Genomic DNA, 26,442 nt, shown 5'->3' with positions numbered 1-26,442 from the left:
TCAGCGGACGAATTCGACGTTATAGAGCGCCAGATCCGTGCCGTCGCACTGCACCGCGACCTCGGTCTTGCCCAGCGCCAGGCGCTTCGCGTCGAGGCTGAGATTCGCGAAGCCGTACTCGTCCGGCGTCACCGTCGCCTGCAGCGTGGCGCCCGGCTGCACGATGCGCACCCGCGGTGTGCAGCCGGGCCGGGCCGCTACCGGCACGCTCAGCACGATCTGTCCGCTGGCCGGGAGGCGCAGCTTGGGCACGTCGGTCACGCTGCCGCGCATGCGGTCCACCGACAGCAGCGTCGTGGAAACCAGGTCGGCCGGCCGCGGCAGCCACAGGCGGCCCAGGCCCACGCCAGCCGCGAGCAGCAGGCTCGCCGCCGCGAGCAGCGGAATCAGCCGTCGCCGTGGCCGCTGGGGCCGGCGCACCGGGCCGGGTGGGACGATTGCCGTGGGCCCGACATCGCCCGTGCGTGCCGCCGTCGCCGCGGTTGTCGGCAGCGCGACGGAAGCCGCGGCCACGGGCAGCGCCCCGGCTTCCTGAAGTCCCAGCCGCAGCGCGGTGTCGGCGTCGACTTGCTCGGCCAGTTCAGGACGCTCGATCATGAGCACCTCGAAGGCCTCGGCCGTCGCCTCGTCCATTTCGCCGTCGAGGTACGCGCGCAGCAGGTGATTGTCGAGTGCAGAAATCATTCGGACCTCGGTCGTACGCTGGAAGGGAGCGCCGATGGCGTCAGTCCTTCCATCCCGTTGCGGGTTTCCTGCATTTTTTCGCGAAGCCGGTCACGCATTCGGGTGCGCGCGCGGAAAATGACCTTGTCAAACTGGTCGGCGCTGAGCTGCAGGCGCTGCATGAGCTCGCCCTTGCCGACGCCATCGACGTAATAGCCGACAAGCAGGTCGCGATCACGCTGGACCGGCAGCTCCTCCAGCACCGAGCGTGCCAGGCGGCGGAGTTCATCTTCTTCGCACTGTTCCAGCGGCGTCTTCTGCCGATCCTGCCATAGCGTTTCCTGCTCCGGCAGTTCGCCCAGCGCGACGGGCTGGAGCTTGCGGTTGGCCGCGTAGACGATATGGCGCGCGGACTGGTGCATATAGGCCGCCAGCGCTTCGGGCTGGCGGATGCGGCCTTCGCGGATGGCCATGACGACGGCGATCAGCACATCCTGGGTCAGATCGTTGGTCAGGTGCATGTCGTGCGTCATGCGCAGGATCAGCGCACGTACACCCGGCAGGCGCGCAACGACGTCGGACTCCGCGATCTCTGCAGGCTGCCCGTCCGCCTCCTCCCTGCCGTCGGCCATTCCCTCCATCTGATCTTCCCCTGTCGAGACCGCGCTGCCGGCGGTGCCCTGCATCACCCGGAAAAGCCGGTCGCCGAATTCATCCGCAGCGGGTGCGATGAACGACCCGCTGGACGCACATCCCCAGTACAGCTTTGAGCATAACCAAGCATTCAGCGGTTTTCACGTTGCGCATATGCTACGAGGCAAGAGATCTTGTCCAGGGCAGGGGGCGTCATGGGCCGGAAAGTTCGATCGGACGCATTGCGGGGCCTGCGCATCAGTGCTGTCCGGGCTGGCGTGCGCCGCCGCGCCGCCGCGGCATTCTTCGCCGGACTCTCATTCGCGCTGCGCTGTGCGGCGGCCTGTGAACCCGCCGCGGCGGTCGAACTGCCGCTGTTACCCGGCACGCTATTGGGTGTGGATGTGGTAGCGGGATCGGATCTGCTGCTCGAAGAACTCGGCGTCGATGTCGAATACCGCTGGGGTGACGAGGAAGCATTCGCCGCCGTCGACACCCCACCGGCTCGTCTGGGGTTTGCCGTACTGACGGCCCGTTCCGCGCGCCTGGCCCTGAGTGCGAAGTCGGGCCAGGGCGGCGGTCGTGTCCGGCTCAGTACCTGCCTCGATTCCGGCGACGTGCTGTTCTACGTCCAGCTGAGCGGGTTGCACATGACGTCCATGCGCGCGGGTACGGGCGCAGCGTTGGAGGCTGTGCCGCTCGTCGAGCGGCTGCAGTGGCTGCCGTGGGACCGCATCAAGCGTGCCTGGATATCGAGCGCCTATGCCAACGTCCTGCTGAGCGCCGGCAAGATGGCCGATTCGGCCCGTGCGTTCTCGCAGGCGCACGACGACTGGCACGCTGCCGGACGTCCGGACCGTGCCGCCGTCGCGCTGATGGCGCGCGGCGAGAATGCGTCACGCTCGGGGCATTTCGACGAGGCCGACGAACTGCTGCGGCGTGCGCGCGCCGAACTCGCGCGTCACGGCATCGCCTACTACGCACTGCGCAACGAAGGCGCATCGTGCAACGTGCTGTCGCGCCGCGGCCGTTTCGCCGAATCGATCGCCTGCGAGGAGCGTGTGGTGCGCGGCATGAGCGACGCGGGTGAGCTGATCGAGGCCGCGACGCGGCAGATTTCGCTGAGCAACCAGTACATGCGTCGCGGCGATTTCGAGCGGTCGCGCGAACTGTTGCTCGACGCCGATGCCGCCGCGCCGCGGATGACGGCCGTCGTCCGATCGCGTCTGGACAGTACCTGGGGCAGCTACTACCTGTACACGGGCGACATCCCTGCGGCGGCCGGGCGCTTTGCGCTCGCCGCCGCCGGGCTGGGTGGCCAGGGACTGCCTGCGGACCAGGCGCTGATCGATCTCAAGCTCGCGAGTCTGGCGTCGCTTTCGGGGGCGCGGGTCGAACGCAGGCGCCTGCTGGAGCGCGCGGCCTCGCGCCTGAGTCGTCAGGATTCGGCGCCGCTGCTGGCGGACAACCACTTGCAGCTCGCCCGCGTGCTGCGTGAGCTTGGCGATCCTTCCACCGCGCTCGTGCAGGCGCAGCTGGCGCGCGAACTGTGCCGCAGCATCGACGATCGCGAATGCGCGGAGCGCTCGCGCGTCACCGAAGCGGATGCGCTGATCGACCTGGGCATGCTCGATCTCGCCGCGGCACAACTAAACGACAGCGCAACGAGCGACGCGGCGCTCACGCAGGTGGACGCGGCGATGGCGCAGGCCCGGCTGCAGCTGGCGCTCGGCCGACCTGAGTTCGCACTGCTGAATCTGCCCGACACCTCGACGTTCGCCGACGACCTGAACCTTCAGGCACGCCAGGCCCGCCTCAAAGCGGCCAGCCTCGCTGCGCTCGGCGACCGCCGCGGCGCGCTGGCCGTGGTCGATGGTGCGTACACGAAACAGCTGCGGCAGGCGCAGACGTGGCCGTCTGCCGCCCTGCGCATCAGCGCGCGCAACCGCCTGGCCGAATTGCAGATGACGCTGTTCGGTCTGCTGCTGGCCCAGTCCTCGGGTGTGATCGACCCACTGGACTTCGACAAGGTGCGGCGCGCGATCGATGACGGCAGTGTGCAGGAGCTGTTCCGGCTGCGCTCCGGACTGGTGCTGCCCGAGGCGGTACGCCGGGCATTGTCCGACGCCGTGCTGAATGCGAAGGCTGGTCAGCAGCGCGAGCTGTTCCTCGCGCTGGCGCAGGAGGCTGCCGACCCAGCGGTCGATGCGCTGGTGAGCAATTCCGTCATGCCCGCGGCAGCAGCACCAGAGACGCTGCTACCGGACGAGCGCACGCTGGTGCTGCTGCCTCTGCTCGGCGACTACGAATTCATGCTGGTCGCTTGGCGCGGCGGCAACGCGAAACTGTGCCGCCGCTGGCCCGCGGAGCAGTACCAGCAGCTTGTCGCGCGTTTCGAGCAGGCGCTGGATGGCGATAGCGCCCATCTGGCCGAACTCGACAGCGCCGCCGCCGAGTGGCATGCGATGGTGCGAGCCTGCGATGCCGGACCGACCGCGGCACAGCGCTGGACCACCGTCGCCGTTCCCGGCACGCGACCCCTGCCCTGGGCCTGGATCGCCGCGGCCGGTCCGGATCCTGCCGACGAACCGCTCGTGACCACGACCTTTGGTTTTCCGCAGGGGCGCGACGAGACACTCGAGCGGCCCGGAATGGTCACCTTGCTCGACCTCAACATGCCCCATGTCGAGAGCCTGCCATTCGCCGCGCAAGAACTCTCGGTACTGGAAGATCTGCTCGGTGCCAAAGGCATTCCGCAGCGCAGCGTAATCGGCGCGGATGCGACACCGGAAGGCGTCCTACAGATCCTGTCGGCATCTCCGGTAGTGCATGTGATCGGCCATGCCAACCCGGCCGCCTACGGCCAGCTCTATCAGGGATTGTGGTTCGAATCACAGCGCAAGCCGAGCCTGCTGACCTATCCGGAAATTGCCACGACGCCGTCGCAGGCAGAACTCGTCGTGCTCAGCTCCTGCGGCACCAACGTCGCTGCGCAATCCGCGTTCGGTGCGACTTCGCGCCTCGCCGAAGCTTTCATCGCCGCGGGCGCCAAGCGCGTCGTTGCTGCATCCAACGCGCTGAGCGACACCGCCGCGCCGATCTGGACGCGAGCGTTTCACGATTCACTCTGGAAACACGGCGATGTCGCCGCGTCCGCGCGCTATGCGCGGCGGGTGTTGCGGGAGTCGCCGCATTTTCGGCATCCGAAGTTTTGGGCGGGGATTGAGGCGTACGTGTCAGTGTTCCAATCGGGGTCTGCGGTATGGGGCGGAACGGGCAACAACACAAACTGAGGGGAGTTGTCATGAAACATGTTTTGCTGAAGCTGACGGTATCTATGGCGTTATGCGCAGTGCTCACGGCATGCGCAGAAGGCGGACGGAAGAAGGCAGCCGTCCGGATGAACAACAGTCCGGAAACGTTCACTCATTGTCGTCTTGGAACCGCCGATGGTCAGCCCGTCTCATGGCTGACGGGAAAAACGACGCTGGCGGACCTCGTTTCAAAAAACACCGGCGAAGACGGTAGAAAGTATTCCTATTTGATATTCGATTCAGACGGCAATCCACCGGGATCGGATGCCGACATATTCCCGGGAGATGAAATGGAAATCTTCTATGACGGAACCGATGTTCGCCTCAGGCATACGGGGCAGCGGCATGACAAACGTATCAATCACCTTACCGAGCCACTTGCAATTGGCAAAGAGCAAGGTTTCGAGGATTTGTATGCCATTGCAGAGCTGAAGAATTCGGATGGAGTCGCCGGTAAATATGTGATGTTCTGGACAAAGGAAGGAACTAGCTGTCAGAACCCGAAAGCCTCTTCGAGGAAATGCAGGCGAATTCACTTTGAATATTTCCGGTTCGGCAACAGCGAACATTTTCCCCCGAAAATGATAAATAAGAAGACGGATCAGGGGTGCCCGAGACCGAACCAGACGGACGACGGCGATGGCGACGAAGGTGTCAACCGCTGAGGGGTATGGTGTGCGTAAGCGCGCGTCCAATGGGAAGTGGCCGAGGCGTAGCCGACTTTGGATCGTGCGCGCGACGGACATTGCTGCAATTGTTACCGGTGGCGTCGAGATAGTCACGCCGGAGGCACTTTGCCGGGATCGTGGATTCGATCTGTCGCGCATTTCGGTCGCTTGCATATTCGTCGACGTTCTGACCGGTTATGCGATTGTCGACAAATCGTCAGTTGCCCGGATTCGGGACAAGAGTGGCACCAAGGCGTTTTTTTCACCGAACCTGCGAATGTCGCTGGCGAAAGCCAGCGATGAGCGGCCAATGGAGGCTGAGCGGGGCTGGTATTTAGACGAACTGGGCGGGTGGCCCGCAGGAACGGGACGCGGCCAGCGAATCGCCATTCTTGACGGTGGAATCCTCTATGGCAGCGACCTCTTGCCCCGGGAGGCCGACCATTCGGATTTCTGTAGCAGTTCTTGCGTCGGCGCGGATACCGGATCGATCGGGACGCATGGAACGCGCTGTGCTGGCGCTGTCGGCGCGCACGTGAAGCCTGGGGAGCCACGGCGTTCTGTCGCCCCGGATTCCAAAATCATTGCGGCACAAGTGGTATTGAGAGGTTACAGCGAAGGCACCACGCTCGCAGATTTCCTCCTGATGATTTCCTGGGCCATCCACCGCTGGAAAGTGCGGGTCCTGAGTTACAGCTACAGCGCGCGGATCCGACAGTCTGGCGACGACATGCTGAGTATGGTCGCCGAACGGCTGAGGGCACTGGATCTGGCGCTCATATTCTGTTCGGTGGGCGAAGATCCTGACCTAATTTCGTATCCGGCGAACGCGCGTGGTGTCGTCGCGGTCGCCGGATACGAGGATCCTGTACCAGGATCCGAGATTTGCTTTTGCAATATCAAGCACCCTGAAATGTGGAGCGCGCTGCCTGACCTGTTCCTGGCGCCAGTCGTCGGCATCATGGCAGTCAACAGCAGCGGCAAACCGATCGACGATTTTGAAGGGACGTCCGCAGCATGTGCGTTCGCAGCCGGCATGGCGCTGCTTTACATGGAGTCGTATCCATGCGCCACGGTGAACCAGGTGCTAACAGAGATGAAGGAGCAGGCCAAGCTCATCGGCAATCCCGATTTTCCGCAGTACGCGTGGTCGGCTGTCCGCTTTCCGGAAAAGCATCCGCCAAGTTGTTTCGTCAAGTCGATCTGCCGAGCGATCGCAGCGTCCAGATCGTTTCTGCTGCGGTCCTGGCTGCTATGGCGGGAACGGCGCGCTATGCGCCACTGCGTCCGGCTAGTTTCAGCACCCGCTCGTAGTCCCTCCGATACGACTTCGCCAGCTTCACCTTCTGCACCTCGGAAATAATCTTCCCCGACACCTGGAAGAACTTCTTCTCCTCCTCGCGCAGGTGGTGGTGCACTTTCTCGGACAGCTTCTTCGCGGTCGCCATCCAGCCGCTGCCCGACTTGTCGGTGACCTGCAGGTCTTCGACGAGTTCGTCGAGTTCGTGGTGTTCGTGCAGGGCGTGGCGGGATGCGCTGAGGCCCATGTCGTCCATCAGCATGGGTACGTAGAGGTAGCGCTCCTCTGCGGCTTCGTGGGCGGCGAGTTCGACGCGCAGCTGCTTGAAGATATCCGCGCGCGCGGCGGTGCCGGGCTTGGAGCGCAGCAGCTTGCGGCAGAGCGAGCGCTGGATCTCGTGGCTTTCGCGCAGGGCGTCGTAGATGGTCTCGGGCATGGCGGGCTCCTGGTAGGGCTGGCGGTAATCGAAGCGGCGGACGGAATGGCGGCGCGGTCAGCGCGCAGGACGGTCGAACGAAAACAGCTTACGCAGCGGATGCGGTCGCCGTTCGATCAGCGCGCGCAGCAGACCAGCACCGAGCATGGAGTAAGTGATGCCGTTGCCGCCGTACGCCATCGCGAAATGCACACGGTTGCCGTACTGCGGATGCGGGCCGAAATAGGGCAGGCCATCGCGGGTTTCCGCGAACGTGCCGGCCCAGGAAAACACGGGCTGCAGCGGCAGGTTTGGAAGCAATTCGCGAACCTTGGCCACGAGCCGCCGCGTCTTGTTCGCGACCTGCATGTCACGGCGCACGGCCAGGTCGATCGCATCGTCCTCGCCGCCGACGATGAGGCGGTCGTCCGATGTCGTGCGCAGATACAGATACGGCCGCGCGGACTCCCACATCAGCGTGTCGCGCAAGGGTCCAAGCGCGGCGGCATCGATGGGATCGGTCACGAATGCGTAGCTGCTGCGATTGTTTGCGACGCGCTGCTCGAGCCAGCGCTGGCTGCTGTAGCCCGCGGCGACGATCACGTGCGATGCACGCACCTGCAGGCCCTCGCGCGTGGTCAGCAGCACGTCGCGACTGCGTGGCTCGATGCGCTCGACGGTGGTGCGATCGAATACGCGCGTGCCACCGCGTCGCAGGCGCTGCAGCAATCGATAGGTCAGCCGGTAGGGATCGAGGCCCGCCGCGGGGCGGTTGAGTATGCCGGCCCGCGCGTCGACGCCGTAGCGTTCGCGCAGCCGCGCGCGGTCCAGCCATTCGACGTCGAAGCCGTGTTTCTCGCGCAGCGCGAATTCCTGCGCCATCGGGCTGGCGTCGCGCGGCCGGCTGGCGTAGTACAGGCTGTCGAATTCGCGCCAGCCGACGTCGCGCAGCGAGCTGGCCACATCGCGCAGCATCGCGATGGCCTCTACGCAGGCGCGATAGGCGAGCACGGCGTTCGCTTCACCGTGCTCGTGCGCGAGATCGACCAGATGCGTATCGATCTCGTACTGGATCAGCGCCGTGCTCGCCGACGTGCTGCCCCAGCCCACGTCACGCTCGTCGAGCAGCAGCACGTCGTAGCCGTGGGTGGCCAGCTCGTTCGCGATCAGCGCGCCGCTGATGCCGGCGCCGACAATCGCGACGTCGCAGCGTTCGTCGGCCTGCAGCGGCGGGAAGGCCGCGAGCAAGCCGTTCTTCACCGCCCAGAACGGATAACCGCTGCTGAGATCCATCTCGCCCTTGCTCATGCTTCGTTTCTCCGGATCGGTAGGGCAGGGCGCGGGCCGCGCCGCGCGTGCATGTGTTGGATCTGCGGACGGCGATCCCGCCGTATTGCTGGCGGAAACGGCGCTGGCTACCCGCGTACGATCATGGAAAGGTCTCCGCCTTCACTCGCGAGGATTCGCCCGTCATGACGCTGTCCGTGCAACAAACCGTAAAGACCACCGTCCGCCGCAGTCTGGCCACGCTCGACATGATGCTCGACAAGGCTGCGGCCTTCGCCACGACCAAGGGTTTCGACGTCGGCGTGCTGCTCGGCTCGCGCCTCGCGCCCGACATGTTTCCGCTGACGCGTCAGGTGCAACTGGCCTCCGACACCGCCAAGGGCATGGCCGGCCGCCTTGCCGGGCAGACCTTGCCGGTGTTCGAGGACGTGGAAACCACGCTGCCGGAGCTGAAGGAACGCATCGCGCGCACGATGGCCTTCGTCGACTCCATCGACGCGGCTGCCTACGACGGCGCCGAGCAACGCGAGATCCGCATCCCGACGCGCGCGGAAGTCCTGGAGTTTCGCGGCGACGAGTACCTCCTGGCCTTTGCGTTGCCGAATCTCTATTTCCATGTGACGGCGGTATATATGATCCTGCGTCACAACGGCGTAGAGCTCGGCAAGCGCGATTTCCTCGGCGCGCGCTGAGGAATCAGCCACGTCGCCACGGCATCGAGCGGGGCTAGCCCGCGCCGGTCCGGGGTTACGCGGGATTCACGCGCTTCAGGCAGAATGCGCGGCGCGGTGGGACGACCCGCCGCCTGCGCCACGATTGGGGACGACCCCGCTTCCTACGGGGTTTGTCATGTACTGGATACTGTTGTTCGTCGCTGGTCTGTTCGAGATCGGCTGGGCCGTCGGCCTGCGCTACAGCGATGGCTGGACCCGCCTGATTCCCTCCCTGCTCACGCTCGCCGCCATGGCCGTCAGCTTCGCGTTGCTGTCGCTGGCGCTGCGTGGGTTGCCCCTGGGCACGGCCTATGCGGTCTGGACCGGCATCGGCGCGGTCGGCACGGCGATCGTCGGCATGCTGTTTCTCGGTGAAACGCTGAGCCTGTTGCGCATTGCGTCGATCGCGCTGATCGTGATCGGGCTGCTTGGACTGAAGCTCGCGGCGCACTAGCCCGGATTTCTCACGCCCCTGCTACTGCGGCTGCCGAGACGCTCGCCCTGACGCGCGCTGCTCCCTGGTGTGGGCTCGACGTAGTGTTGGCTACGCCTTCGCCATCGCTGGAGTCAGCGGCGCGCGCCAGGGCGAGCGTCCCGACGGCCTCGCTACGAACGGGTGTGAGAATTCCGGGCGCTGTCAAAAATCGTCTCGTGTGCTGGCGGCAGCCAATCCTGCGGAGTAACCTGATTTCGCAGATTCGACCCCGTGTGCGGAACGCGCAACTATCTGTTCCGCTGCGGCCGGCTCTGCAGGCATCGCGGCCACCGTCTGACGGTGGTGCCGCGCACTCCAGCCGGCGGCCCTGGGTGAGCAGCCGGCGCCCGCTCGCAATCGGCCGCGTTGCTGCAAGGCGACCCGGCTGCGGAGGCCAGCCCCATGTCAGAACCGCGTCTGCAACGATTCCTGCATGAGCAGGGCATCGGTTTCGAAACCATCCATCACGCGCGCGCCGGTACCGCGCACGCGACCGCGCATAGCGCGCAGCTCGACGACAGCGATCTCGCCAAGACCGTCATGGTCAAGCTCGACGGCCGCATGGCAATGGTGGTGCTTGGCGCCGACCGCCGCCTCGACCTCGCGGCGCTGGGTCTGGCCACCGGGTGCGAGACGGTGGAACTCGCCCCCGAAAGCGAGTTCACGCCGCTGTTCCCCGACTGCGAGACAGGCGCGATGCCGCCGTTCGGCAATCTCTACGGTCTCGACGTCTTCGTCGAGGAGAGCCTGTCCGAAGACGAGGAGATCGCCTTCAACGCCGGCTCGCACACCGAACTGATCCGGATTCCTTTTGCGCTTTTTGAGCAATTGGTGCATCCGAAGCATTTGCGCAGGATCGGCCGTATCGCGCACTGACGAGGGCCGAGGTGCTGCGCCAACGCTCACGTCGCGGCCGTGCTGCTGCACGTGCTTTCGGCAGTGTCTCGCGTCGTGGCGGTTTCAGGCGCGCCGCGCCATGGAGTGCTCGTCGGCCGTGGAACGGGTTGCGGGTCGTAGGCCGAGGCGTACGACGTCGCTGGCGTAACCGCGCAGGCACGATCAGAAGTTCAGCGTCGCCGCGATCTCGACGCGGCTGCCGGCGACGCCCGGGAAAATCCGTTCGGCGTCGCCACCGGTCCAGTGGCCGGACGCGCGCAGGTCGACCTTGCCGATCGTACGGATCGGCGACAGCAGTGCGCGGTGATCGCGCGCCGCATAGGCATCGTCCAGGTCGTAGTGACCGGCAATGGTTTCGATACGCAACGTATCGGAGAGCGAAAATTTCGCACCGGCTTCGACGTAGACGCCGCGCTGTCCGCTCGCGAACACGTGGTCCGACCACGCGAGCATCGTCCACCAGCGCTGGTCCAGCGTCAGCGTCATGATCACTTCGCTGTAGCCGACATACGCCGGTGCGCGCGTGCCCCGATAGAAATAGCGGGTGAGGTTGAGGCCGAGGGTACAGCGCTCGCCGGGCGGTTGCTCACAATGAGCACGCGCCGACTGCGGGCCCGGAGTATCGTGCCTCGAAAGATTACTGTAGACACCGGCAAATGCTAAATCTAGATTATCCGGCGATTGGTGCATGGGGCACTACACGGGGAAATTCATGTTCGTGAAAAACGCGGTTGCCGCGGCGGGCGCGGCTGTCCTTTGCGCAGCGATGACAGTTGCAGCGCAGAGCGAGAAGGCACCGTTGGCCGATGTCGGCCTGGTGCCGGCCAACGTGCTGCTGGCCGAACATTCCAACTGGTTCACGCCGGCGAAGATCTACGATCTGTCCAAGGAACACTGGCCCCTGCCGAGCTATCCGACGGGCCTCAGCTATGAAGCGTACAGCGCGGTCGGCTTCGACCTTGCCAACACCATCCTGATCAAGGGGCCGGCGCGCGACGCCAAGGGCAATCGGGAACTCATCGTCATCGACACGCTCGGCAACCCCGAGGTCGCGCATCGCACGCTCCAGGCCTTCCGCGCTCAGGGAATCCTGCCGAGCTGTCCCGACTTCGCGCTGGGCCAGCCCGTGCCCGAGGCCTGCAAGCTGCCGCTGCGCGCGATCATCTACACGCACAACCATATCGATCACACTTTTGGCGTCTGGGGCTTTCTGGGATCTGCCGACCGGCCGCCCTGCGCGGTCGCCGATCCGCAGGTCGCCGGCGCCGACACGGTGCTCGACACCGCCGTCGAGAACCGCGACTGCGTCGCCGTGATCGGCCAGTACAAGATCAACGACGGCGTCGCCACGACCGCGCTGAGCACCGGCACCATCATCGACGCGCGCTCGTCCTACATGTACGGCAGCTTCATTCCGCGCAACCACGTCAACAGCGGCATCGGCCCACAGGAGCTGATCGCGTTCGTCGAGGTCGACGGCAAGAAGGTCGCGGTCAACGGCAGCTACCGCATGCCGTCGCGTACGTTCGACAATGAACTCAAGGTCATCGCCGCCGGCGTGCAGATGCAGCTGGTCTACGTGCCCAGCGAGACCAACGATGAACTCGCCGTGTTCCTGCCCGACCGGCGCAACCGCGCCGGCGCGCCGCCGACCGACGGCGACTGGAGCGGGCCGGGGCTGCTGCAGTCGGCCGAGGTGATCCAGGGGCCGTCGTTCCCGAATCTGTACAGCCTGCGGGGCACCGCGTACCGCGATCCGGCGAACTGGTTCCGCAGCGTCGACCGCCTGCGTCAGTTCGACAGCTGGTGCATGTTGCCGAGCCATGGGCCACCGTTGTGCGAGGCCGGCAACATCCAGCGCCTGCTGCGCAATTTCCGCGATGCGATCCAGTTCACCCACGACCAGACGCTGCGCTGGATGAACAAGGGTTACACCATGAACGAGCTGGCGCCGTTGATCGAGGACATGTACCTCACAGCTGGCCAGCACGGGCATCTCATGGGCGAACTCGATCAGGTGCGGCCGATCAAGAACGAAACCGTGCCGTCGAATCGTTGTCCCGACAGCGGCACCGCGGTAGTGCCGCCGCACCAGGCCGTGCCGCCCGCGCGCGACTGCGTCAACCCGCGCGACTATCTGCGGCCGTTCTACGGTTCCGTCGTGCAGGCGGTGCGGGAAATCTATGTCGGCTCGGTAGGCTGGTACGAGGCCGATCCGGTTGCGCTGCGTCCGGTGCCGCCCAAGCGTCGCGCCGAATCGACCGTGGCGCTGATCTGTGTGCCCAAGCCCGACGGCAGCGGCGCGATGATCTGCGGTGCCGAAGCGGTCAACATTGCCGCCGCCGACGCACTGGCCAAGGCCGACCGGCACAAGCAGGCCGGCGAGATGGACGACGCCGTCGCGCAGTACCAGTGGGCGGCGGAACTCGCGACCCTGGTCGTGCGCGCCTACACCCAGCTCGTGCCGACCGACGCGATCGCCGAGCCGCACGCGTTGAAGCCCGCCAGGCTGATCAAGGCGCGCGCGTTCCTCGGCCTGGCCGAGCCCGAGCTGAATCCCAATTGGCGCAATTTCTACATTACCGCCGCGCACGAACTGCAGGGACTGCCGCTGCCCAGCGACATCAAGGGCGGCCTCGTCGCCCCGGGCGTCATCGGCGCACTGCCCGCGGGCAGCTGGGTCAACTCGCTGACCCTGCGCCTGCGTGCCGAAATCACGGCGCGCGAAGCGGTCAACAAATCCTTCGGCTTCTGGTTCCCGGCCGAAGGCAACCAGGGCTTCGGCGCGCAGGGCTACCGGCTGCAGGTGCGCCACGGCATCGCCGAATTCATCGAGCAGACGCCGCGCGGCGCACCGTTGAGCCAGAGTGACGTCGCCGCATCCGACTACGGCATCTCCATGACCAAGCCCGCGCTCGATGCCTTGCTGCTGGCCGAAGCGCGCGGACCCGATGAGTTCGCGAAGGTCTGGGCGGACCTCGTACGCAGCGGTCAGATCCAATGCCTGCGCAGCGGCGGCGGCAACGCGTGCATCGACGACTTCGCGAAACACTTCGCGCTGTATTTCGATCCGAAGCCGACGGGATTGCCGCCGCTGGCGGATCGATGACACACCCGGAAAGCGCCAGCCGGTCAGCGCAACGGCCAGAGCGCCACCGCGATTGCGCCGGGTCGACTGGCGCATCGCGCGTGCCAACGCCAGAATGGTCGTTCGCTGAATAGGGCGATGAGTTTTCCTTGGCTGGGGGATCAATGTTCTCGAAATCGCTGGAGATGCTCATCGGTTCCTGTTATCGCGAAGCGCGTGAAAGCCGTCATCAAGCTATGGGGGTCGAGGCACTGCTGTTGGCGTTGCTGAAAGACCACGAAGTTCAAGTGGCAATTGCTGGTGCCGGCGGTGACGTAAGGAGCCTGGAAACAGAGCTGCGTGAGAATGTCTCGCAACAGCCGCGAATTCCTGAGGGCGACGAGCGCGACACCGAGGCTGGCATGGGATTTCAGCGAGTGCTTCAGCGGGCTGTCTACCATGTCCAGTCGTCCGGCCGTAAGGAGGTCAAGCCCATAAACTGTCTCGTCGCCTGCTTCGGTGAGAAGGATTCGTTCGCGGTGCAGGCGCTTACCAGGCACGACATACAGCGGCTAGACATCGTTAACTATGCATCTCACGGTATTTGGAGGTCGCCGCCGTTGAACTCTGTCGACAAGATAGAGCAGATAAGGAACGGCCCGATCGTCGCAGAAGCCCGTGCGGAGCCAGCGGTGTCGAGAATGCGCGTCTTCATCTCGTACAGCCATTCCGATCAGCGTTGCCTTGACCGGTTGCTCGTGCACCTGAAACCGCTGGAAAAGAAGGGCTGGATAGATTCCTGGTCCGATCGAAGAATTAGACCGGGCGACAAGTGGAAAACAGAGATTGCATCGAACATGCAGACAGCAGCCGTAGCGGCCTTGCTATTGAGTGCCGACTTTCTCGCTTCCGACTTTATTGTCGAGCAGGAGCTTCCGCCTCTGCTCATCAACGCGGAGGCCAATGGGACTCGAATTCTCCCGGTAATTCTGAAGCCGTGCGGCTTCAGTCGTGACAAAATTCTCTGCAGCTTTCAGTCCATCAACGACCCGAAGTTGCCGCTGCTGGGGTTGGGCGAGATAGACCAGGAACATCTTTACGAAGCGATCGCGGCGGAAATCCATCGGGAGCTGGAAGTACGCCGGAAATCGTGAGAGGCGGAAGCCCCGGTGCGCGCACACCGCGCGTGTTGCCGATCGCAGTCACTCGCGCCATGACCTGCACGTTCCGGTTGCCATGACCTCGCACGTCATTGCAGCGGTGCGTGCGCCGACCGAAGATTCAGGCCATCGCCGACCGGCGGCGCAAGACCACTCACACGAGGCAGAACATGAGCACGCAGAACACCACCCAGTCCGACAAGGCGCGCGCATTTCGCGAAATGCACAATGCGGCAAGCCCGCTGGTGCTGTTCAACATCTGGGATGCCGGCAGCGCGAACGCGGTGGCGAACGCGGGCGCTGCTGCGCTGGCCACCGGCAGCTGGTCGGTCGCCGCGGCGAACGGCTATGCCGACGGCGAGCAGATACCGCTGGATCTTGCACTCGCCAACCTGCGCCGCATCGTCGCGTCGACGGCATTGCCGGTCACGTTCGACCTCGAAAGCGGCTATGGCGCGAACCCCGACGACGTCGGCCGTTCGGTGGCGGCAACGATCGACGCCGGCGCGGTCGGCTGCAATCTCGAGGACAGCCATCCGGCCGACGGCAGCCTCCGGCCCATCGCCGGGCAGGCCGCACGGCTCGCCCACGCGCGTGCCGCAGCACAGCGCAGCGGCGTCGCGTTGTTCATCAATGCACGCACCGACGTGTTCTTCCAGCATCCAGCCGGGACACACGATGCCGGTGTGGTCGCGCAGGCACTGGAGCGCGCAAAGGCTTATGCCGATGCCGGCGCCGACGGCCTGTTCGTACCGGGTCTCGCCGATGAGAAACTGATTGCCGCACTCGTCGCGGCATCGCCGCTGCCGGTCAATATCATGGTCGGTGCGGCAACCCCCTCGTTCGATAGGCTAACCGCGGCGGGTGTCGCGCGCATCAGTCATGGGCCGGGGCCGTATCTTGCGGCGATGAAGGCGGTGGAGACGGCGGCCGCGGCGATCTATCGCACCGCTTGAGTGATGGCGCTGGCCGGGGACACAGAAGACAGCACCACCATCCGCAGCCAGAACGGCACAAGCGGTCTGCTCAATACTCGCGCCGCGCCGAGCGACTCACCAGTCGCGCAGATCGGTCTGCAGCAGCCACTGCGCTTCGTCGCGATTTGCTTCGGTGAGATTGTCCGAAGCAAGTGCGCGCCGCAGATAGTCGCGCGCTGCAGGCTCTTCGCTGTCGCTGACGCTCAACAGCTTGGCCAGCTCGATCGCCGCCGTGGCATCGCCGGAGGCGAGCGAACGTTCGAACCAGTGGCGCGCCTTGCGGATATGGACATGGCGGCGGTACGTCACTGCAGGATTGAACAGCGAAGACAGATGGCCGCTGTCGATTGCCTCGAGATCCCAGGTAATCGACATGTCCAGATCAAAGGTTGTGCCGCGGCCGAGTTCGAACAGGCTGGCGAGCCGCGCCATCGCGGCGACGTCGCCGAGCGCAGCAGCTTCGGTAAACAGGCGAAACGCGGTGGCGTAGTCGCCGGCGTCATCAGCGGCATCGGCAGCGCAATAGATAGGCTCCGCTGGCGACACAGGGTTCATCGACGATCCCCGGATATTCTCTGCGACCTGTCCCGGTTTGTCCGCGAGCGGACGAGGATGTACAGCGAACCGGCGAGTGCCAGCGTCCACGGCGACAGGAATACGGACTGGATCCGCCAGGCGACTTCCTCGGCGGAAACGTAGTCGCGCGCGGCGCGCTTGGCGACGACCCACGCCGTCTGCGTGCCGATGATGTAGCCGGCGACAATGCCGAAGACCAAGGTACACGCGATCATTGTCGCGCCACGCCAGCGGGCCGGGTCGGCCGAGCGCGCCGCTGCGCGTTCGGCAATCATTACGGCAATCAGCAGCACGACAAAGCAGGCTATTTCGTAGATGCTCAAGAACATGGGCTGTTCCTCGCGTTACGGCCGCGAGATCACAGCGGCTTCGGTGGCCGCGCAGCGACGCCAGCACGCTGATCCCACCGATCCTTCGCCGCGACGGCGAACATCAGCGTGATCATCACCGCCAGCACGTTGACCGCGACGATGAACTCCGGATCGCTGGTCAGGCGGAAATCCATCGACAGGCCCAGACGCAGCAGGTACATCGCGTCGGGCTGGCGCAGGCTGAAGATCTGCAGTCCCCAGAAGATCACACCGGCGACGAGGACGCCGAAGGTCGGGTGCATGAGCTTCCACGCCAGTACCGCGCCGAGAATCAGCAGTACGCCGAGCAGCAGCGCGGCGGCGAACAGATAGCCGGTCGCGCGCAACTGCGCGTTGCCGAGCATGGGCAGGATCACGGCGGCACCGATCACGACATTGATCGCGGTCCACGCGAACAGCAGCCATTCCAGTGGCGTCTTCGTCACACGGTTGCGCGGCATGGGCGGGTGTTCCGGCAGAGAGGAGGGGGATGGCGTACGTTGGGATCGCAGATTCTGGCATGGCCGACGCCGCCGCCGTGTAGCGGGAACGCGCATGCTACCGCTCCGTCGAACGGTCCCGCACGCGTGGCATTCGCCGCTTGCGATGGCATGCTTTCAACTCGTCGCCTGCGTCTTTTCGGCACTGTGCGACGTAAGGCCGACCGTCACACCATCCATCACCGCTGGCCTCCACGCATGAAATTCCTGGAATTCCTCGCCTGCGTCATATTGCCGTTCGCCCTGGTGCTGGCGTGGCTGATGCCGAAGTTCAGCGCCTATGTGGCAGGCCCTGGCGTGTTGGTGGCCATGACCGCGTGCGTCGTGCTCGTACGTCACCTGTATGTGGTTCGCGATGGTGGCTGGCTCGAGATGGCCGGCCTGGTTTTCCTCTGGGGCATCACGCTGGCCATGTATGCGCTCGGTGTCGGCCTGATCCGCAGCGGATTGCGCCGGCAGCGCGAGCATGAAGCCGGCAAGCAGGGTCGTCCGCCACGGCCCGCTCCGACGCTTTCCACGCCGGCGGAATCCGCTACGCGACACGACTGAGCGGCAAACCAGCGCTGAGCCCGGCGGCGACAGGTGAAAGCGACAACGACAACGTAGTTCGCTGTCGCGCCGCGTCGATTTCGCTGCGCCGCCGCTTGCGCGCCGCGGTGCCGCGGGCGAGTCTTCGCGGACTGTGTTTCCTGCCGAGGCTCCCGATGATCCGTCTGACCGCGCTAGCGCTTGCCTGCTGTGCTTCCTTTTCCGCCTTCGGCGCCGAGAGTGCGCGCTATACCGCCATCTTCGGCGGTCGCAACGTCGGTCATGTGTTCGTGGACATCGACGGCCAGCGTGCGAAGGTCGACTACGACGTCAAGAACAACGGCCGTGGCCCGACCATGGCCGAGACGATTGTCTTCGGCGCCGACGGCCTGCCGGTCGACTGGAAGATTTCCGGCACGACGACGTTCGGCAGCAAGGTGGACGAGCGCTTCGCCCGCAGCGGCGCGCGCGCGACCTGGAAGGATTCCACCGGTCCGGGCAAGGCCTCGGCCAGGGAACCGGCCGTCTACGTCGCGCAGAGCGGCAGCCCGTGGTCGGCGCAGATCTATGCGCGTGCGCTGCTGAAGCGGCCGGACCTGAGCATGCCCGCGCTGCCCGCGGGCACGCTGAAGCTGCAAAAGGGACCGACGCTGACCGTGCAGGGCAAGGACGGTGCGCGCGAGGTCACGCGCTATGAGCTCTCCGGCATCGACACCACGCCCGACACGCTGCTGCTCGAGGCCGACGGCAGTCTGTTCGCGACGGTGTCGCCTACCGCTATCGTCGTGCGCGAAGGCTACGAAGGCGAGGAGGTGCGACTGCGCACGCTCGCCGCCGACTGGTCGACCGAGCGCTTCGTCGCGATCCAGCGCGAGGCCGCGCATCGCTATGGCACGCCCGTGCGCATCCGCAACGTACGCGTGTTCGATCCGGCGACGAGCGCGTTGACCGCGCCGGTGACGGTGCTCGTCAACGGCCGCGAGATCGCCGCGATCGAGCCGCTGGACAGCCCCGCCACGCCGGGTGAGACCACGATCGACGGTGCCGGCGGCACGCTGGTCGCCGGCATGTACGAAATGCACGCCCACGTCGGCCAGGAAGGTGCGATGCTCAATCTGCTCGCCGGTGTCACGACCATGCGCGACATGGGCAACGACAACGCCGTGCTCGACGCGCTGGTCCAGCGCATCGACGCGGGCGAGATCGCCGGCCCGCACGTCGTGCGTTCCGGTTTCATCGAAGGCCGCAGTCCGTTCAGCGCGAACAACGGCTTCGTCGTCGACAGCGAGGAAAAGGCGCTCGAGGCCGTGCGCTGGTACGGCGCGCGTGGTTTCTGGCAGATCAAGATCTACAACAGCATGACGCCGGCCTGGGTGCCGGCGATGGTCGCCGAGGCGCACCGCCTGGGCATGCGCGTCTCCGGCCATGTGCCCGCGTTCGCCACGGCCGACCAGATGATCGAGGCCGGCTACGACGAGGTCACCCACATCAACCAGTTCGTGCTCGGCTGGGTCATCGGTGCCGGCGAAGACACGCGCACGCTGTTCCGCCTGACCGCGCTCAAGCGCCTGCCTGCACTCGATCTCGACAGTCCGAAGGTGCGCCACACCATCGATCTCATGGCGAACGGCAAGAAGGCGATCGACCCGACGCTCGGCATCCACGAGGCGCTGACCCATAACCGCGACGGCCAGGTGCCGCCCGGCGCGGTCGACTACATCGACCATCTGCCGGTCGGCACGCGCCGCGACGCGATGAAGGCCTGGGTCGATACCTCCGCGCCCGGCGACGACGCGGCCTACCGCGGCGCGTTCGACAAGCTCATCGCGGTCGTGAAGAAACTGCATGAGCGCGGCGTATTCATCGTGTTCGGCACCGATACCGGCGGCTCATTCACCTATCACCGCGAACTGGAGCTGTACCAGAAGGCCGGCATGACCGCGCCCGAAATCCTTAAGCGCGCAACCTTCGACAGCGCGCGCTACCTCGGCGAGGAGCAGCGCGCCGGTTCGATAGCGAAGGGCAAGCGCGCCGACTTCTTCCTCGTCCCCGGCGACCCGACCACGGATCTCAAGGCGATCAAACGCATCGCCATGGTGGTCAAGGAAGGGGTGTTCTATTACCCCAGCGAGGTGTATCCGAAGTTCGGCATCAAGCCGTTCGTGGACGCGCTGATGGTGACGCCGGCCAAAGCGGTGGATACGCCGCCGGCGGCGCCGGCCGACGCCCATATGCACTGAGGCGCTCGCTGCTGCGCTGAGACGAACGCGGCCGCAATCGCGGCCTCGTTCGTCCATGGCGTGATGGGCGATGGCAGTGGCATGCTGCTGCCGTCACGCGTTGTCGTGTGTTTCACGTGGTAGCTGCTATCGACGCCCCCTACGCGCACGAGGCGTCTTCTACCCGTGACACCCAGGAGCAGGCAATGAACGACAGCGAGGCCCGTTCCGCATTCGACAGCGACGTGCTCATCGTCGGTGCCGGGCCTGCGGGACTGACGGCGACAACGTACCTGCGGCGTTTCCATCGCAGCTGCATCGTCGTCGATGCCGGGCAGAGCCGCGCGCGCTGGATTCCCGAAAGCAACAACTGTCCCGGCTTTCCGCACGGTGTGCACGGCACTGACCTGCTGCAGCGCATGCGCACGCAGGCCGAAGGGTTTGATCCGCGCTTCGAAAACGGACGTGTCGACGGCGTGCGCATCGACGGCGATGGCTTTGTCGTCAGTGCCGGCCCGCACCACTGGCGCGTGCGCTGTGTGGTGCTGGCCACGGGCGTGGTCGACCGCTTGCCCGCGCCGGACTGGGTGCCCGAGGCTATTGCCCGCGGCGCGCTGCGCCTGTGTTCGGTCTGTGACGCGTTCGAGGCCAGTGACCAGCGCATCGGCGTCTACGGGCCGGCCGAAACCATCGGTGGCCACGCACGATTCCTGCGCAGCTACTCCACCCGAGTCACGCTGCTGCCGACCACCTCGACCGATGGCGTCGACCTGAGCGAGTTGCGCAGCGTCGGAATCGATGTGCTGGCGCACGGCGGCACGCTGCGTTTCGACGGTCAAAGAGTGAGCTATGTGCAGGCGGATGGTACCGAGGAAACCTTCGACACGGTCTATCCGTTTCTCGGCGTGGACACGTGCGCTGCGCTTGCGGCATCCGTCGGTGCACGGCTCGACGACAGCGGCGAGATCCACGTCGACCATCGCCAGATGACGAGCGTGCCGGGCCTCTATGCAATCGGCGACATCGTCAGTGGGCTGAATCAGATCTCCGTTGCGGTCGGCCAGGCGGCCGCCGCGGCCGCGGGCATCCACAACGCGCTGCCGTTTGCGCCGCGCTGAGCGCCTCTTCAGTATTCGAACGGTGATAAGCAACGCGGCGCTACGGGTGAGGCGACATCGGCGTCGACGCTGCGTCGAATCCTCAACCGATCACTTCGCCGCCCGGCGGAAGAACACCACGCTCCACACGGGTCCGAAGACAAACCAGAGGAACACCGAGCCGAGGGCGATACGGAACCACTGGTGCAGGGGCTGCGTGATTGCATCATTGTCCACATAGGCAATCAGGGCGATCAGGACGATCAGCGCGATGATCCATGCAACGATGCTGCGCAGCCAGAGTCCGACTTCATACCGAACCGCAGGCCACCCGCGATCGGGCGCCCTGACTGGCGTCGGACCGCCGGCAAACCGGTGGGCGAAGCGCTGGTCGGCCCAGCGCACCATCACCGCGCCGAAGGCCACGGTGAAGCCGACATAGGCCGTCGCCAGCCCGTGGGCCACCGTGGCCGTCGTGCCGGACTTGAGATCGGCCGCGGTGAAGGCGACCAGCAGGATGTCCACGAGCGGCAGCGACAGCAGCAGCGCGCGGCTCAGGCGCTCGCGCCGCAGCAGATAGCGCGCCGCCAGTCCGGCGAGCAGCACGAGCCAGAACGCCGTCTCGCAACCGACGATCAGCCAGTAGAGCAGGTACGACGATTCGGGTGGCATTCCGCAACGTCCGGCCGGGTTTCGGCCAAGCATAGTGTGCCCGGTACGGAAAGCTATCGAAGGATTTCCGACCGGCCGATGCGTTGGGGGCGCGAGGTTCACGCAGGATTGCCACTGCCGAGGACGGCGACATTCGTACTTTCCTGCTCACGTCTCGCGCAAACGGCTAAAGATTCCGACAGCGCCGAATGGTGGTCGATGGTCCCCTGTGCGCATCCGGATGACCGGTTCGCATGGGAGTGCCGTTTTGCCAGCCACGAATCACACGGTCGCCGTCTTTGGCGCCTACGGCCATACCGGCCGCTTCGTCGTCGCGGAGCTCTGCCGCCGCGGATGGACACCGATCCTGTCCGGTCGCGATGCGCAGCGACTGGCCGCGCTCGCCCTGCAGTTCCCCGGATTCGAAACGCGCGCTGCGGCGATCGATGATCCGCAATCGCTGGACCGCGCACTCGACGGCGCGGCTGCCGTCATCAATTGCGCCGGTCCGTTTCTCGATACGGCGCTGCCGGTGATCGACGCGGCTTTGCGCGCCCGCATCCACTATCTCGACCTCTGCGCCGAGCAGCAAGCGGTGCTCGACGTCGCCGCGCGTCACGCGGAGACGGCGAAGCAGGCCGGCGTGGCGGTGGTGCCGGCCATGGCGTTCTACGGCGGGCTGGCCGACCTGCTCGCAACCGCCGCGCTGGACGACTGGCCTGACGCGGACGCCATCGATATCGCCATCGCACTGGACAGCTGGCACCCGACCGCCGGCACGCGGCTCACGGGTGCGCGCAATCATTTCCGCCGCCTGGTCGTCGCCAACGGCAGCCTGCAGCCGCTGGCCGATCCGGCGCCGACGCGGGAATGGACTTTCCCCGCACCGTTCGGCCAACAGCCCGTGGTTGCGCTGCCGTTGTCCGAGATCGTCACGCTCTCGCGGCATGTACGCTGTCCCGAAATATATTCGTACATGAACCTCGCGCCGCTGGGCGACCTGCGCGATCCGGCGACGCCGGCACCGGTGCCGGTCGCGGCGGACGGACGCTCCGCGCAGGTCTTTGCGGTCGACATCGCGCTGCGCCGGAACGGCGATACGCGCCGCGCCACGGCGCACGGACGCGACATCTATGCGATCAGCGCGCCGCTGATCGTCGAGGCGATGCAGCGCCTCGTCGACGGCCGCAGCACGGCCCGCGGCGTGGTCTCTGCGGGCGCGGCGTTCGATGCGCGGGATTTCCTCGCGGCGCTGCCCGATCTGCGCGTCTGTCTGCCGGAGCGCGTCGGTGCTTCACCGTAGCGTTGAAAAATCGGCGCCAGTTTCGCCACGCGGCGATGCGGTGCAGCGCAGTGCGGCGGGACGTTGCGGTCAGCCGCAGCGATCTGTCGCGATGCCGTCAAGGCACGCAGGGCAGGCCGCCATGCGTGTATGACTTCCCGCGGCCCACACGCCACGCCGCCGCTTCACTGGCCCAGCGCGAAATCGATCGCCGCGCAGACGGCCGCCGCCTGCGCAGCGTTGCATTGCTCGCTACTCGCGCGAGGACTGTCGGGATAGACCTCGGTCGTCGTCGTATAGCGCGCGCTGGTGACGCCGGCGCACAGACCGAGCTTGCGTACCGGGTAGTTGATGATGCCCGGCGCAACGACCGGCGAACCGATGATCTGGCCATTGCGATCGGCCGGCGCGATATGCGTGACGCGGGCCACCGCGGCGATCACGGCCTGCTGAAACGCCGGCTGCGGGTTCTCGCTGTCGCCGACCAGATAGAAGCCGTCGGGAATTTCACCGGGAACCGAGTCCTCGCCGTCGCGCGCGGCCTTCGCCGGGCGGAACTCAGTCTCGTCGGTATCGGTGGTCTCGTGCAGATCGATATGCACCCGCACGCGATCGCGCAGCGGCGCGACCAGCCGCATCAGCGCCGCCGATTCCTCTGCCGGGCTGTCGTCACGGAACGAGCGGTTCGGGTCGACGGCATGTGCGTTCCAGCGGTGAATCCGCTCGTACGCCCAGGGACTGATACAGGGCGCGACCAGCAGGTTGACGCGGCCCGCATAGTCGTCCGCATGCTGCTCGACGAAGCGCAGCGCGCCGTGCACGCCGCTGGTTTCGTAGCCGTGCACGCCGCCGGTCACGAGCACGCTGGGCAGATCGTCGCGCCACTCGCGGCTCCGGATCGCCAGCAGCGCATAGGTGTCGGGTGCGTAGTCGAGGCGGCCGTATTCCACGACATCGAAGCGCGAACGCAGTGAATCGATCACCCGCACCACGTCGGTCTCGTAGCTGCGCTGGCGCGTCTGAAGTGAGCGCCACTCGGCTCTTTCCGCGTCGCCCCAGGGTTGGCCCGGCGTGCCGATGGGATAGGGGGCTTGGTCAGTCATCGTGGGGCTCACTCGCGGCAGGACGGAAGATCCGCGCACTTTAGCATCGCTCCGGAATGCCACCCTCGCCGCGCGGATCGATCGCCGTGTGACGCACGATTCACCTGAAATGCCGCGGCAATCGCGCAGGCATTGCACGGCGGCGCACGCACGGAATCGCTTATCGCGGAGGATCCGCCAGCCGCTGCCGCGTCGTTTCCACGTACTGCGGATCGCTGTCGAAACCCAGGTAGCGACGATGGAGATTCCTCGCCGCCACGAGCGTGGAACCGCTGCCGCAGAACGGATCGACGACCAGATGGCCCGGCAGCGTCGTCAATTCGATCAGTGATTCCAGTACGCGCGTCGGCTTCTGCGTCGGATGCAGTCCCAGCGATTCGCTCGCGTCGGCCTTGACGAGAATGTTTTCCGCCGTGCCGTTGTAGCGTTCGAAGCCGGTCTGGTTGAACGCACCGACCTCGTGCTGCAGCACGTTGTCGGCAATCGTGCCGCCGGTCCGGTAGGGTTTCTGGAACCACAGCACCGGCTCGAACGTCGGCTGCAGATTGCCGAGCCGCCAGCCCTCCCACCGTGACGCGGATTCGGCATCATTGCGCCGCTCGTACACCGCGCTCAGGCGCTGTGCCCGGTGCGGCGCGCGGCGGCGTTCCCAGGCCAGCATGTCCTTGAAGCTGAATCCCGCATCTTCCAGCGCGGCGATGCAGCGATGACTCAGGCGGCGGCCGGCGAACACGATCGCGGAACCACCGGGCTTCAGCGCCGCCAGCCACGCCGGCGCCCAGGTCATGCACCAGTCGTAGTATTCGCGCGGGATCGACTTGTCCGCTTCCGACCAGCCATTGATCGGCTTGCCGCGACGCCTGAACAGCGCGCCGGCCTTCTTCTGCGCGGGACTGCTGCCGAGATACGCGCTGTTCGTATTGGAATGCAGGACATCCCACGCCTCGGCGCCGATGCCGTACGGAATGTCGCTGAGGAACAGATGGACGCTTTCGTGCGGCAACGTTGCCACGGCCTCCATCGAGTCGGCCGCGTAGGCGTCATCGAGCGCAAACCCGTCTGGCGGCAAATCCAGTCGACCAACCATGGAGCAGCCCCGCGGGGTGTAGGTGCAAGCCGTGCATTATCGGGCCTGCCAGGCGCAATGTTCCGCGGCGCTCGTGGTGCCGCTTGCGCGGTGCGGATCTCGTGCGCGCCCGCGGGTTGACAGACCACGTAGGCGGGCAGACGATCAGGCACCGACGCCAGGGGCCAGCCAGGCAGGCGCCGCGCAACACACTGCATCGCCCCGTCGGCGGCAACAGCCGCCGCGACGGTTTGTTTCTACGCGTCACCTCGAGGAATTCGCATGCGCAATGCCGGCAACGCACCCACCCTGATCGTCTGGATCATCTCGCTCGTGCTGTTCATCGTCGCGCTCGTCGCGCAGTTCGGCGTAGTGCGCATCCCGGAACCCGCGGCGACCTGGTCGTGGATCATCGGCTTCGGGTTGCTGTTGATCGCCTGCCGGGTGCGTGGGCTGTAGCAAAGCCCCGGCGTCGGGCGGACACAGCGTCGTAACGGCCACGCTCTTCACGAACGAGAAGGGCGATGGTCTGAAAAGCACTTTTCACCGTCTGACATACAACCTTCAGGCAGTGAGCAGCAGGAAACGGATGCCTTCAGACGCACCAGACTTTGGCTTGCGCTCCGACGAGCTGCAACTGGTCCCTGTCGGCCCTGAATGGGCGCAGCGCTTTTCATCCGAAAGCAGCCGATTGTCCGCTGCCCTTGGATCCGCCGCGCTCGACATCCAGCACATCGGCAGTACGGCAATCCCCGGCATCTGCGCAAAACCCATTCTCGATATCGCGATTGCCATCCGGAGCTACGAAAGCGGCCACGCGCTCGTGCCGCGATTCGAAGCACTCGGCTACCGGTACCGCGGAGAAAACGGCATCCCGCGACGGCACTACTTCGTCCTGGGCGCGCCTAGGCGCACGCATCATGTCCACGTTCTCGAGCACGACAGCGACGAATGGAGACGTCACCTCGCATTTCGCGACCGGCTGCTCGGCTCGCCTGCGGATGCTGCCCGGTACTCAGCGTTCAAGTCGCGCTGCGCGGCAGAGGCGTTGGGCTGTCGTGAGGAATATCAGCGGCTGAAAACGCCGTTCATTGAGGCGATGGAAACCGGAAATATTCTGTCATTGTGATCGTTTGGATGTTGTATACACAAGGTAACATCTGCACCGGTCGCTATTTACCCATGATTCCGGAGCCCCTCGATCCAAGGGCGCGAAGAGTGATTGGTCAGAACCACAGATTCCGATCACTCTGAACGCCCAACGGTCCGGGTCATGCTGGGGCTGTCCCTGCCAGGGGGCGATGGAGTGCTGCCGATCACGCTCCGCCAGGGTCAATCCGCTGCAGATGGGCGGCACGAGTGTGATGGTCCTGAGGCCGGCGTTGATGGGATTCAGGCGCAAGCAAGGGTTCGCATGTGCTCGCCATTTGAATCGATTTCACTTCTTCCCGTGCAGGCGGCACTTCGCGGTGGATCTCGGCCGCGCTCGCGGATCCCATCA

The 26,442-nt window shown here is 65.6% G+C and carries 26 protein-coding genes; 15 read left to right on the top strand and 11 right to left on the bottom strand.

Annotation, left to right across the window (positions count from 1 at the left end):
- Positions 1-684: a hypothetical protein gene (locus RUU78_RS03085; RefSeq protein WP_313913549.1), complete on the bottom strand. Its 684-nt coding sequence runs from the start codon at positions 682-684 to the stop codon at positions 1-3.
- On the bottom strand, positions 681-1,304 hold the full coding sequence (locus RUU78_RS03080; protein WP_313913547.1) for a sigma-70 family RNA polymerase sigma factor: 624 nt from the start codon (positions 1,302-1,304) through the stop codon (positions 681-683). Before RUU78_RS03080 ends, RUU78_RS03085 begins: the two co-directional genes overlap by 4 nt.
- 207 nt (positions 1,305-1,511) lie before the next feature.
- Here RUU78_RS03080 and RUU78_RS03075 point away from each other — a divergent pair, with 207 nt between their 5' ends.
- The 3 genes from RUU78_RS03075 to RUU78_RS03065 all read left to right on the top strand — a co-directional run bounded on the left by RUU78_RS03075 (position 1,512) and on the right by RUU78_RS03065 (position 6,641).
- Entirely contained in the window at positions 1,512-4,589 is a 3,078-nt protein-coding gene (locus RUU78_RS03075) for a CHAT domain-containing protein (protein WP_313913545.1), read from the top strand.
- Positions 4,590-4,600: 11 nt separating this feature from the next.
- Positions 4,601-5,275, top strand: a complete 675-nt coding sequence (locus tag RUU78_RS03070) for a hypothetical protein (protein WP_313913543.1) — start codon at positions 4,601-4,603, stop codon at positions 5,273-5,275.
- 64 nt (positions 5,276-5,339) lie between these two features.
- Positions 5,340-6,641, top strand: coding sequence for a S8/S53 family peptidase (locus tag RUU78_RS03065; RefSeq protein ID WP_313913541.1), 1,302 nt, complete (start codon positions 5,340-5,342; stop codon positions 6,639-6,641).
- On the opposite strand, the gene RUU78_RS03060 is transcribed toward RUU78_RS03065, so the two are convergent.
- Both RUU78_RS03060 and RUU78_RS03055 read right to left on the bottom strand, forming a co-directional pair.
- Positions 6,550-7,014, bottom strand: a complete 465-nt coding sequence (locus RUU78_RS03060; RefSeq protein WP_313913539.1) for a hemerythrin domain-containing protein — start codon at positions 7,012-7,014, stop codon at positions 6,550-6,552. The two genes, RUU78_RS03065 and RUU78_RS03060, sit on opposite strands and share 92 nt — an antisense overlap.
- Positions 7,015-7,071: 57 nt before the next feature.
- Complete coding sequence (locus tag RUU78_RS03055; RefSeq protein WP_313913613.1) at positions 7,072-8,286, bottom strand: FAD-dependent oxidoreductase; 1,215 nt, start codon at positions 8,284-8,286, stop codon at positions 7,072-7,074.
- Positions 8,287-8,465: 179 nt separating this feature from the next.
- On the opposite strand from RUU78_RS03055, the gene RUU78_RS03050 reads away from it, so the two are divergent.
- The 3 genes from RUU78_RS03050 (at position 8,466) to RUU78_RS03040 (ending at position 10,344) form a co-directional block, all read left to right on the top strand.
- A complete protein-coding gene (locus tag RUU78_RS03050) occupies positions 8,466-8,972 on the top strand; it encodes a DUF1993 domain-containing protein (protein WP_313913537.1) in 507 nt (168 codons plus the stop codon).
- A 157-nt stretch (positions 8,973-9,129) separates the two neighbouring features.
- Positions 9,130-9,447, top strand: a complete 318-nt coding sequence (gene sugE, locus RUU78_RS03045) for a quaternary ammonium compound efflux SMR transporter SugE (protein WP_313913536.1) — start codon at positions 9,130-9,132, stop codon at positions 9,445-9,447.
- 387 nt (positions 9,448-9,834) lie between these two features.
- Positions 9,835-10,344, top strand: coding sequence for a YbaK/EbsC family protein (locus RUU78_RS03040; protein WP_313913535.1), 510 nt, complete (start codon positions 9,835-9,837; stop codon positions 10,342-10,344).
- A gap of 183 nt (positions 10,345-10,527) precedes the next feature.
- Here RUU78_RS03040 and RUU78_RS03035 read toward each other — a convergent pair whose 3' ends face one another.
- Complete coding sequence (locus RUU78_RS03035; RefSeq protein WP_313913533.1) at positions 10,528-10,851, bottom strand: hypothetical protein; 324 nt, start codon at positions 10,849-10,851, stop codon at positions 10,528-10,530.
- A 226-nt stretch (positions 10,852-11,077) separates the two neighbouring features.
- On the opposite strand from RUU78_RS03035, the gene RUU78_RS03030 reads away from it, so the two are divergent.
- From RUU78_RS03030 to RUU78_RS03020, 3 genes are all read left to right on the top strand, one after another.
- Positions 11,078-13,474, top strand: a complete 2,397-nt coding sequence (locus tag RUU78_RS03030) for an alkyl sulfatase dimerization domain-containing protein (protein WP_313913531.1) — start codon at positions 11,078-11,080, stop codon at positions 13,472-13,474.
- A 143-nt stretch (positions 13,475-13,617) separates the two neighbouring features.
- A complete protein-coding gene (locus RUU78_RS03025) occupies positions 13,618-14,586 on the top strand; it encodes a TIR domain-containing protein (protein WP_313913529.1) in 969 nt (322 codons plus the stop codon).
- A 176-nt stretch (positions 14,587-14,762) separates the two neighbouring features.
- The gene (locus RUU78_RS03020) at positions 14,763-15,548 is read left to right on the top strand and encodes an isocitrate lyase/phosphoenolpyruvate mutase family protein (protein ID WP_313913527.1); all 786 of its coding nucleotides are present in this window, start codon (positions 14,763-14,765) and stop codon (positions 15,546-15,548) included.
- Between the two features lie 96 nt (positions 15,549-15,644).
- Here the strand turns inward: RUU78_RS03020 and RUU78_RS03015 are convergent, their stop codons facing one another.
- From RUU78_RS03015 to RUU78_RS03005, 3 genes are read right to left on the bottom strand one after another with little or no spacing between them, the layout of a single operon-like run.
- Complete coding sequence (locus RUU78_RS03015; protein ID WP_313913525.1) at positions 15,645-16,124, bottom strand: hypothetical protein; 480 nt, start codon at positions 16,122-16,124, stop codon at positions 15,645-15,647.
- Complete coding sequence (locus RUU78_RS03010) at positions 16,121-16,474, bottom strand: hypothetical protein (protein ID WP_313913523.1); 354 nt, start codon at positions 16,472-16,474, stop codon at positions 16,121-16,123. Before RUU78_RS03010 ends, RUU78_RS03015 begins: the two co-directional genes overlap by 4 nt.
- Before the next feature lie 29 nt (positions 16,475-16,503).
- Positions 16,504-16,956: a hypothetical protein gene (locus tag RUU78_RS03005; protein WP_313913521.1), complete on the bottom strand. Its 453-nt coding sequence runs from the start codon at positions 16,954-16,956 to the stop codon at positions 16,504-16,506.
- Between the two features lie 237 nt (positions 16,957-17,193).
- Here RUU78_RS03005 and RUU78_RS03000 point away from each other — a divergent pair, with 237 nt between their 5' ends.
- The 3 genes from RUU78_RS03000 (at position 17,194) to RUU78_RS02990 (ending at position 20,860) form a co-directional block, all read left to right on the top strand.
- Entirely contained in the window at positions 17,194-17,544 is a 351-nt protein-coding gene (locus RUU78_RS03000) for a hypothetical protein (RefSeq protein WP_313913519.1), read from the top strand.
- Positions 17,545-17,699: 155 nt separating this feature from the next.
- On the top strand, positions 17,700-19,763 hold the full coding sequence (locus RUU78_RS02995; protein WP_313913516.1) for an amidohydrolase family protein: 2,064 nt from the start codon (positions 17,700-17,702) through the stop codon (positions 19,761-19,763).
- Positions 19,764-19,948: 185 nt separating this feature from the next.
- Positions 19,949-20,860 carry an NAD(P)/FAD-dependent oxidoreductase gene (locus tag RUU78_RS02990; protein WP_313913514.1) on the top strand — a complete coding sequence of 304 codons (912 nt, stop codon included), beginning with the start codon at positions 19,949-19,951 and terminating at the stop codon, positions 20,858-20,860.
- A 90-nt stretch (positions 20,861-20,950) separates the two neighbouring features.
- Here the strand turns inward: RUU78_RS02990 and RUU78_RS02985 are convergent, their stop codons facing one another.
- On the bottom strand, positions 20,951-21,511 hold the full coding sequence (locus tag RUU78_RS02985; RefSeq protein WP_313913512.1) for a hypothetical protein: 561 nt from the start codon (positions 21,509-21,511) through the stop codon (positions 20,951-20,953).
- Positions 21,512-21,758: 247 nt separating this feature from the next.
- Here RUU78_RS02985 and RUU78_RS02980 point away from each other — a divergent pair, with 247 nt between their 5' ends.
- Entirely contained in the window at positions 21,759-22,793 is a 1,035-nt protein-coding gene (locus tag RUU78_RS02980; RefSeq protein WP_313913510.1) for a saccharopine dehydrogenase NADP-binding domain-containing protein, read from the top strand.
- Between the two features lie 164 nt (positions 22,794-22,957).
- Here RUU78_RS02980 and RUU78_RS02975 read toward each other — a convergent pair whose 3' ends face one another.
- Complete coding sequence (locus RUU78_RS02975) at positions 22,958-23,875, bottom strand: M14 family metallocarboxypeptidase (protein ID WP_313913508.1); 918 nt, start codon at positions 23,873-23,875, stop codon at positions 22,958-22,960.
- A gap of 160 nt (positions 23,876-24,035) precedes the next feature.
- Positions 24,036-24,962 carry a site-specific DNA-methyltransferase gene (locus RUU78_RS02970; RefSeq protein WP_313913506.1) on the bottom strand — a complete coding sequence of 309 codons (927 nt, stop codon included), beginning with the start codon at positions 24,960-24,962 and terminating at the stop codon, positions 24,036-24,038.
- A 261-nt stretch (positions 24,963-25,223) separates the two neighbouring features.
- On the opposite strand from RUU78_RS02970, the gene RUU78_RS02965 reads away from it, so the two are divergent.
- Both RUU78_RS02965 and RUU78_RS02960 read left to right on the top strand, forming a co-directional pair.
- The gene (locus tag RUU78_RS02965) at positions 25,224-25,400 is read left to right on the top strand and encodes a hypothetical protein (protein WP_313913504.1); all 177 of its coding nucleotides are present in this window, start codon (positions 25,224-25,226) and stop codon (positions 25,398-25,400) included.
- Positions 25,401-25,530: 130 nt separating this feature from the next.
- Complete coding sequence (locus RUU78_RS02960) at positions 25,531-26,070, top strand: GrpB family protein (protein WP_313913502.1); 540 nt, start codon at positions 25,531-25,533, stop codon at positions 26,068-26,070.
- The last annotated feature ends 372 nt before the right edge of the window (positions 26,071-26,442 follow it).

It is taken from the genome of Tahibacter sp. (genome assembly GCF_032229445.1).
Taxonomy (GTDB): domain Bacteria; phylum Pseudomonadota; class Gammaproteobacteria; order Xanthomonadales; family Rhodanobacteraceae; genus Tahibacter.
Note: the sequence above shows the minus strand (reverse complement) of the source record. Positions and strands in the feature narration are given on the sequence as shown.

Bases quoted from the DNA above. Each gene is read 5' to 3' on its own strand.
- RUU78_RS03085 (WP_313913549.1), bottom strand. From the start codon at position 684: ATGATTTCTGCACTCGACAATCACCTGCTGCGCGCGTACCTCGACGGC.
- RUU78_RS03080 (WP_313913547.1), bottom strand. From the start codon at position 1,304: ATGGAGGGAATGGCCGACGGCAGGGAGGAGGCGGACGGGCAGCCTGCA.
- RUU78_RS03075 (WP_313913545.1), top strand. From the start codon at position 1,512: ATGGGCCGGAAAGTTCGATCGGACGCATTGCGGGGCCTGCGCATCAGT.
- RUU78_RS03070 (WP_313913543.1), top strand. From the start codon at position 4,601: ATGAAACATGTTTTGCTGAAGCTGACGGTATCTATGGCGTTATGCGCA.
- RUU78_RS03060 (WP_313913539.1), bottom strand. From the start codon at position 7,014: ATGCCCGAGACCATCTACGACGCCCTGCGCGAAAGCCACGAGATCCAG.
- RUU78_RS03055 (WP_313913613.1), bottom strand. From the start codon at position 8,286: ATGGATCTCAGCAGCGGTTATCCGTTCTGGGCGGTGAAGAACGGCTTG.
- RUU78_RS03050 (WP_313913537.1), top strand. From the start codon at position 8,466: ATGACGCTGTCCGTGCAACAAACCGTAAAGACCACCGTCCGCCGCAGT.
- sugE (WP_313913536.1), top strand. From the start codon at position 9,130: ATGTACTGGATACTGTTGTTCGTCGCTGGTCTGTTCGAGATCGGCTGG.
- RUU78_RS03035 (WP_313913533.1), bottom strand. From the start codon at position 10,851: ATGACGCTGACGCTGGACCAGCGCTGGTGGACGATGCTCGCGTGGTCG.
- RUU78_RS03030 (WP_313913531.1), top strand. From the start codon at position 11,078: ATGTTCGTGAAAAACGCGGTTGCCGCGGCGGGCGCGGCTGTCCTTTGC.
- RUU78_RS03025 (WP_313913529.1), top strand. From the start codon at position 13,618: ATGTTCTCGAAATCGCTGGAGATGCTCATCGGTTCCTGTTATCGCGAA.
- RUU78_RS03020 (WP_313913527.1), top strand. From the start codon at position 14,763: ATGAGCACGCAGAACACCACCCAGTCCGACAAGGCGCGCGCATTTCGC.
- RUU78_RS03015 (WP_313913525.1), bottom strand. From the start codon at position 16,124: ATGAACCCTGTGTCGCCAGCGGAGCCTATCTATTGCGCTGCCGATGCC.
- RUU78_RS03010 (WP_313913523.1), bottom strand. From the start codon at position 16,474: ATGTTCTTGAGCATCTACGAAATAGCCTGCTTTGTCGTGCTGCTGATT.
- RUU78_RS03005 (WP_313913521.1), bottom strand. From the start codon at position 16,956: ATGCCGCGCAACCGTGTGACGAAGACGCCACTGGAATGGCTGCTGTTC.
- RUU78_RS03000 (WP_313913519.1), top strand. From the start codon at position 17,194: ATGAAATTCCTGGAATTCCTCGCCTGCGTCATATTGCCGTTCGCCCTG.
- RUU78_RS02995 (WP_313913516.1), top strand. From the start codon at position 17,700: ATGATCCGTCTGACCGCGCTAGCGCTTGCCTGCTGTGCTTCCTTTTCC.
- RUU78_RS02990 (WP_313913514.1), top strand. From the start codon at position 19,949: ATGAACGACAGCGAGGCCCGTTCCGCATTCGACAGCGACGTGCTCATC.
- RUU78_RS02985 (WP_313913512.1), bottom strand. From the start codon at position 21,511: ATGCCACCCGAATCGTCGTACCTGCTCTACTGGCTGATCGTCGGTTGC.
- RUU78_RS02975 (WP_313913508.1), bottom strand. From the start codon at position 23,875: ATGACTGACCAAGCCCCCTATCCCATCGGCACGCCGGGCCAACCCTGG.
- RUU78_RS02970 (WP_313913506.1), bottom strand. From the start codon at position 24,962: ATGGTTGGTCGACTGGATTTGCCGCCAGACGGGTTTGCGCTCGATGAC.
- RUU78_RS02965 (WP_313913504.1), top strand. From the start codon at position 25,224: ATGCGCAATGCCGGCAACGCACCCACCCTGATCGTCTGGATCATCTCG.
- RUU78_RS02960 (WP_313913502.1), top strand. From the start codon at position 25,531: ATGCCTTCAGACGCACCAGACTTTGGCTTGCGCTCCGACGAGCTGCAA.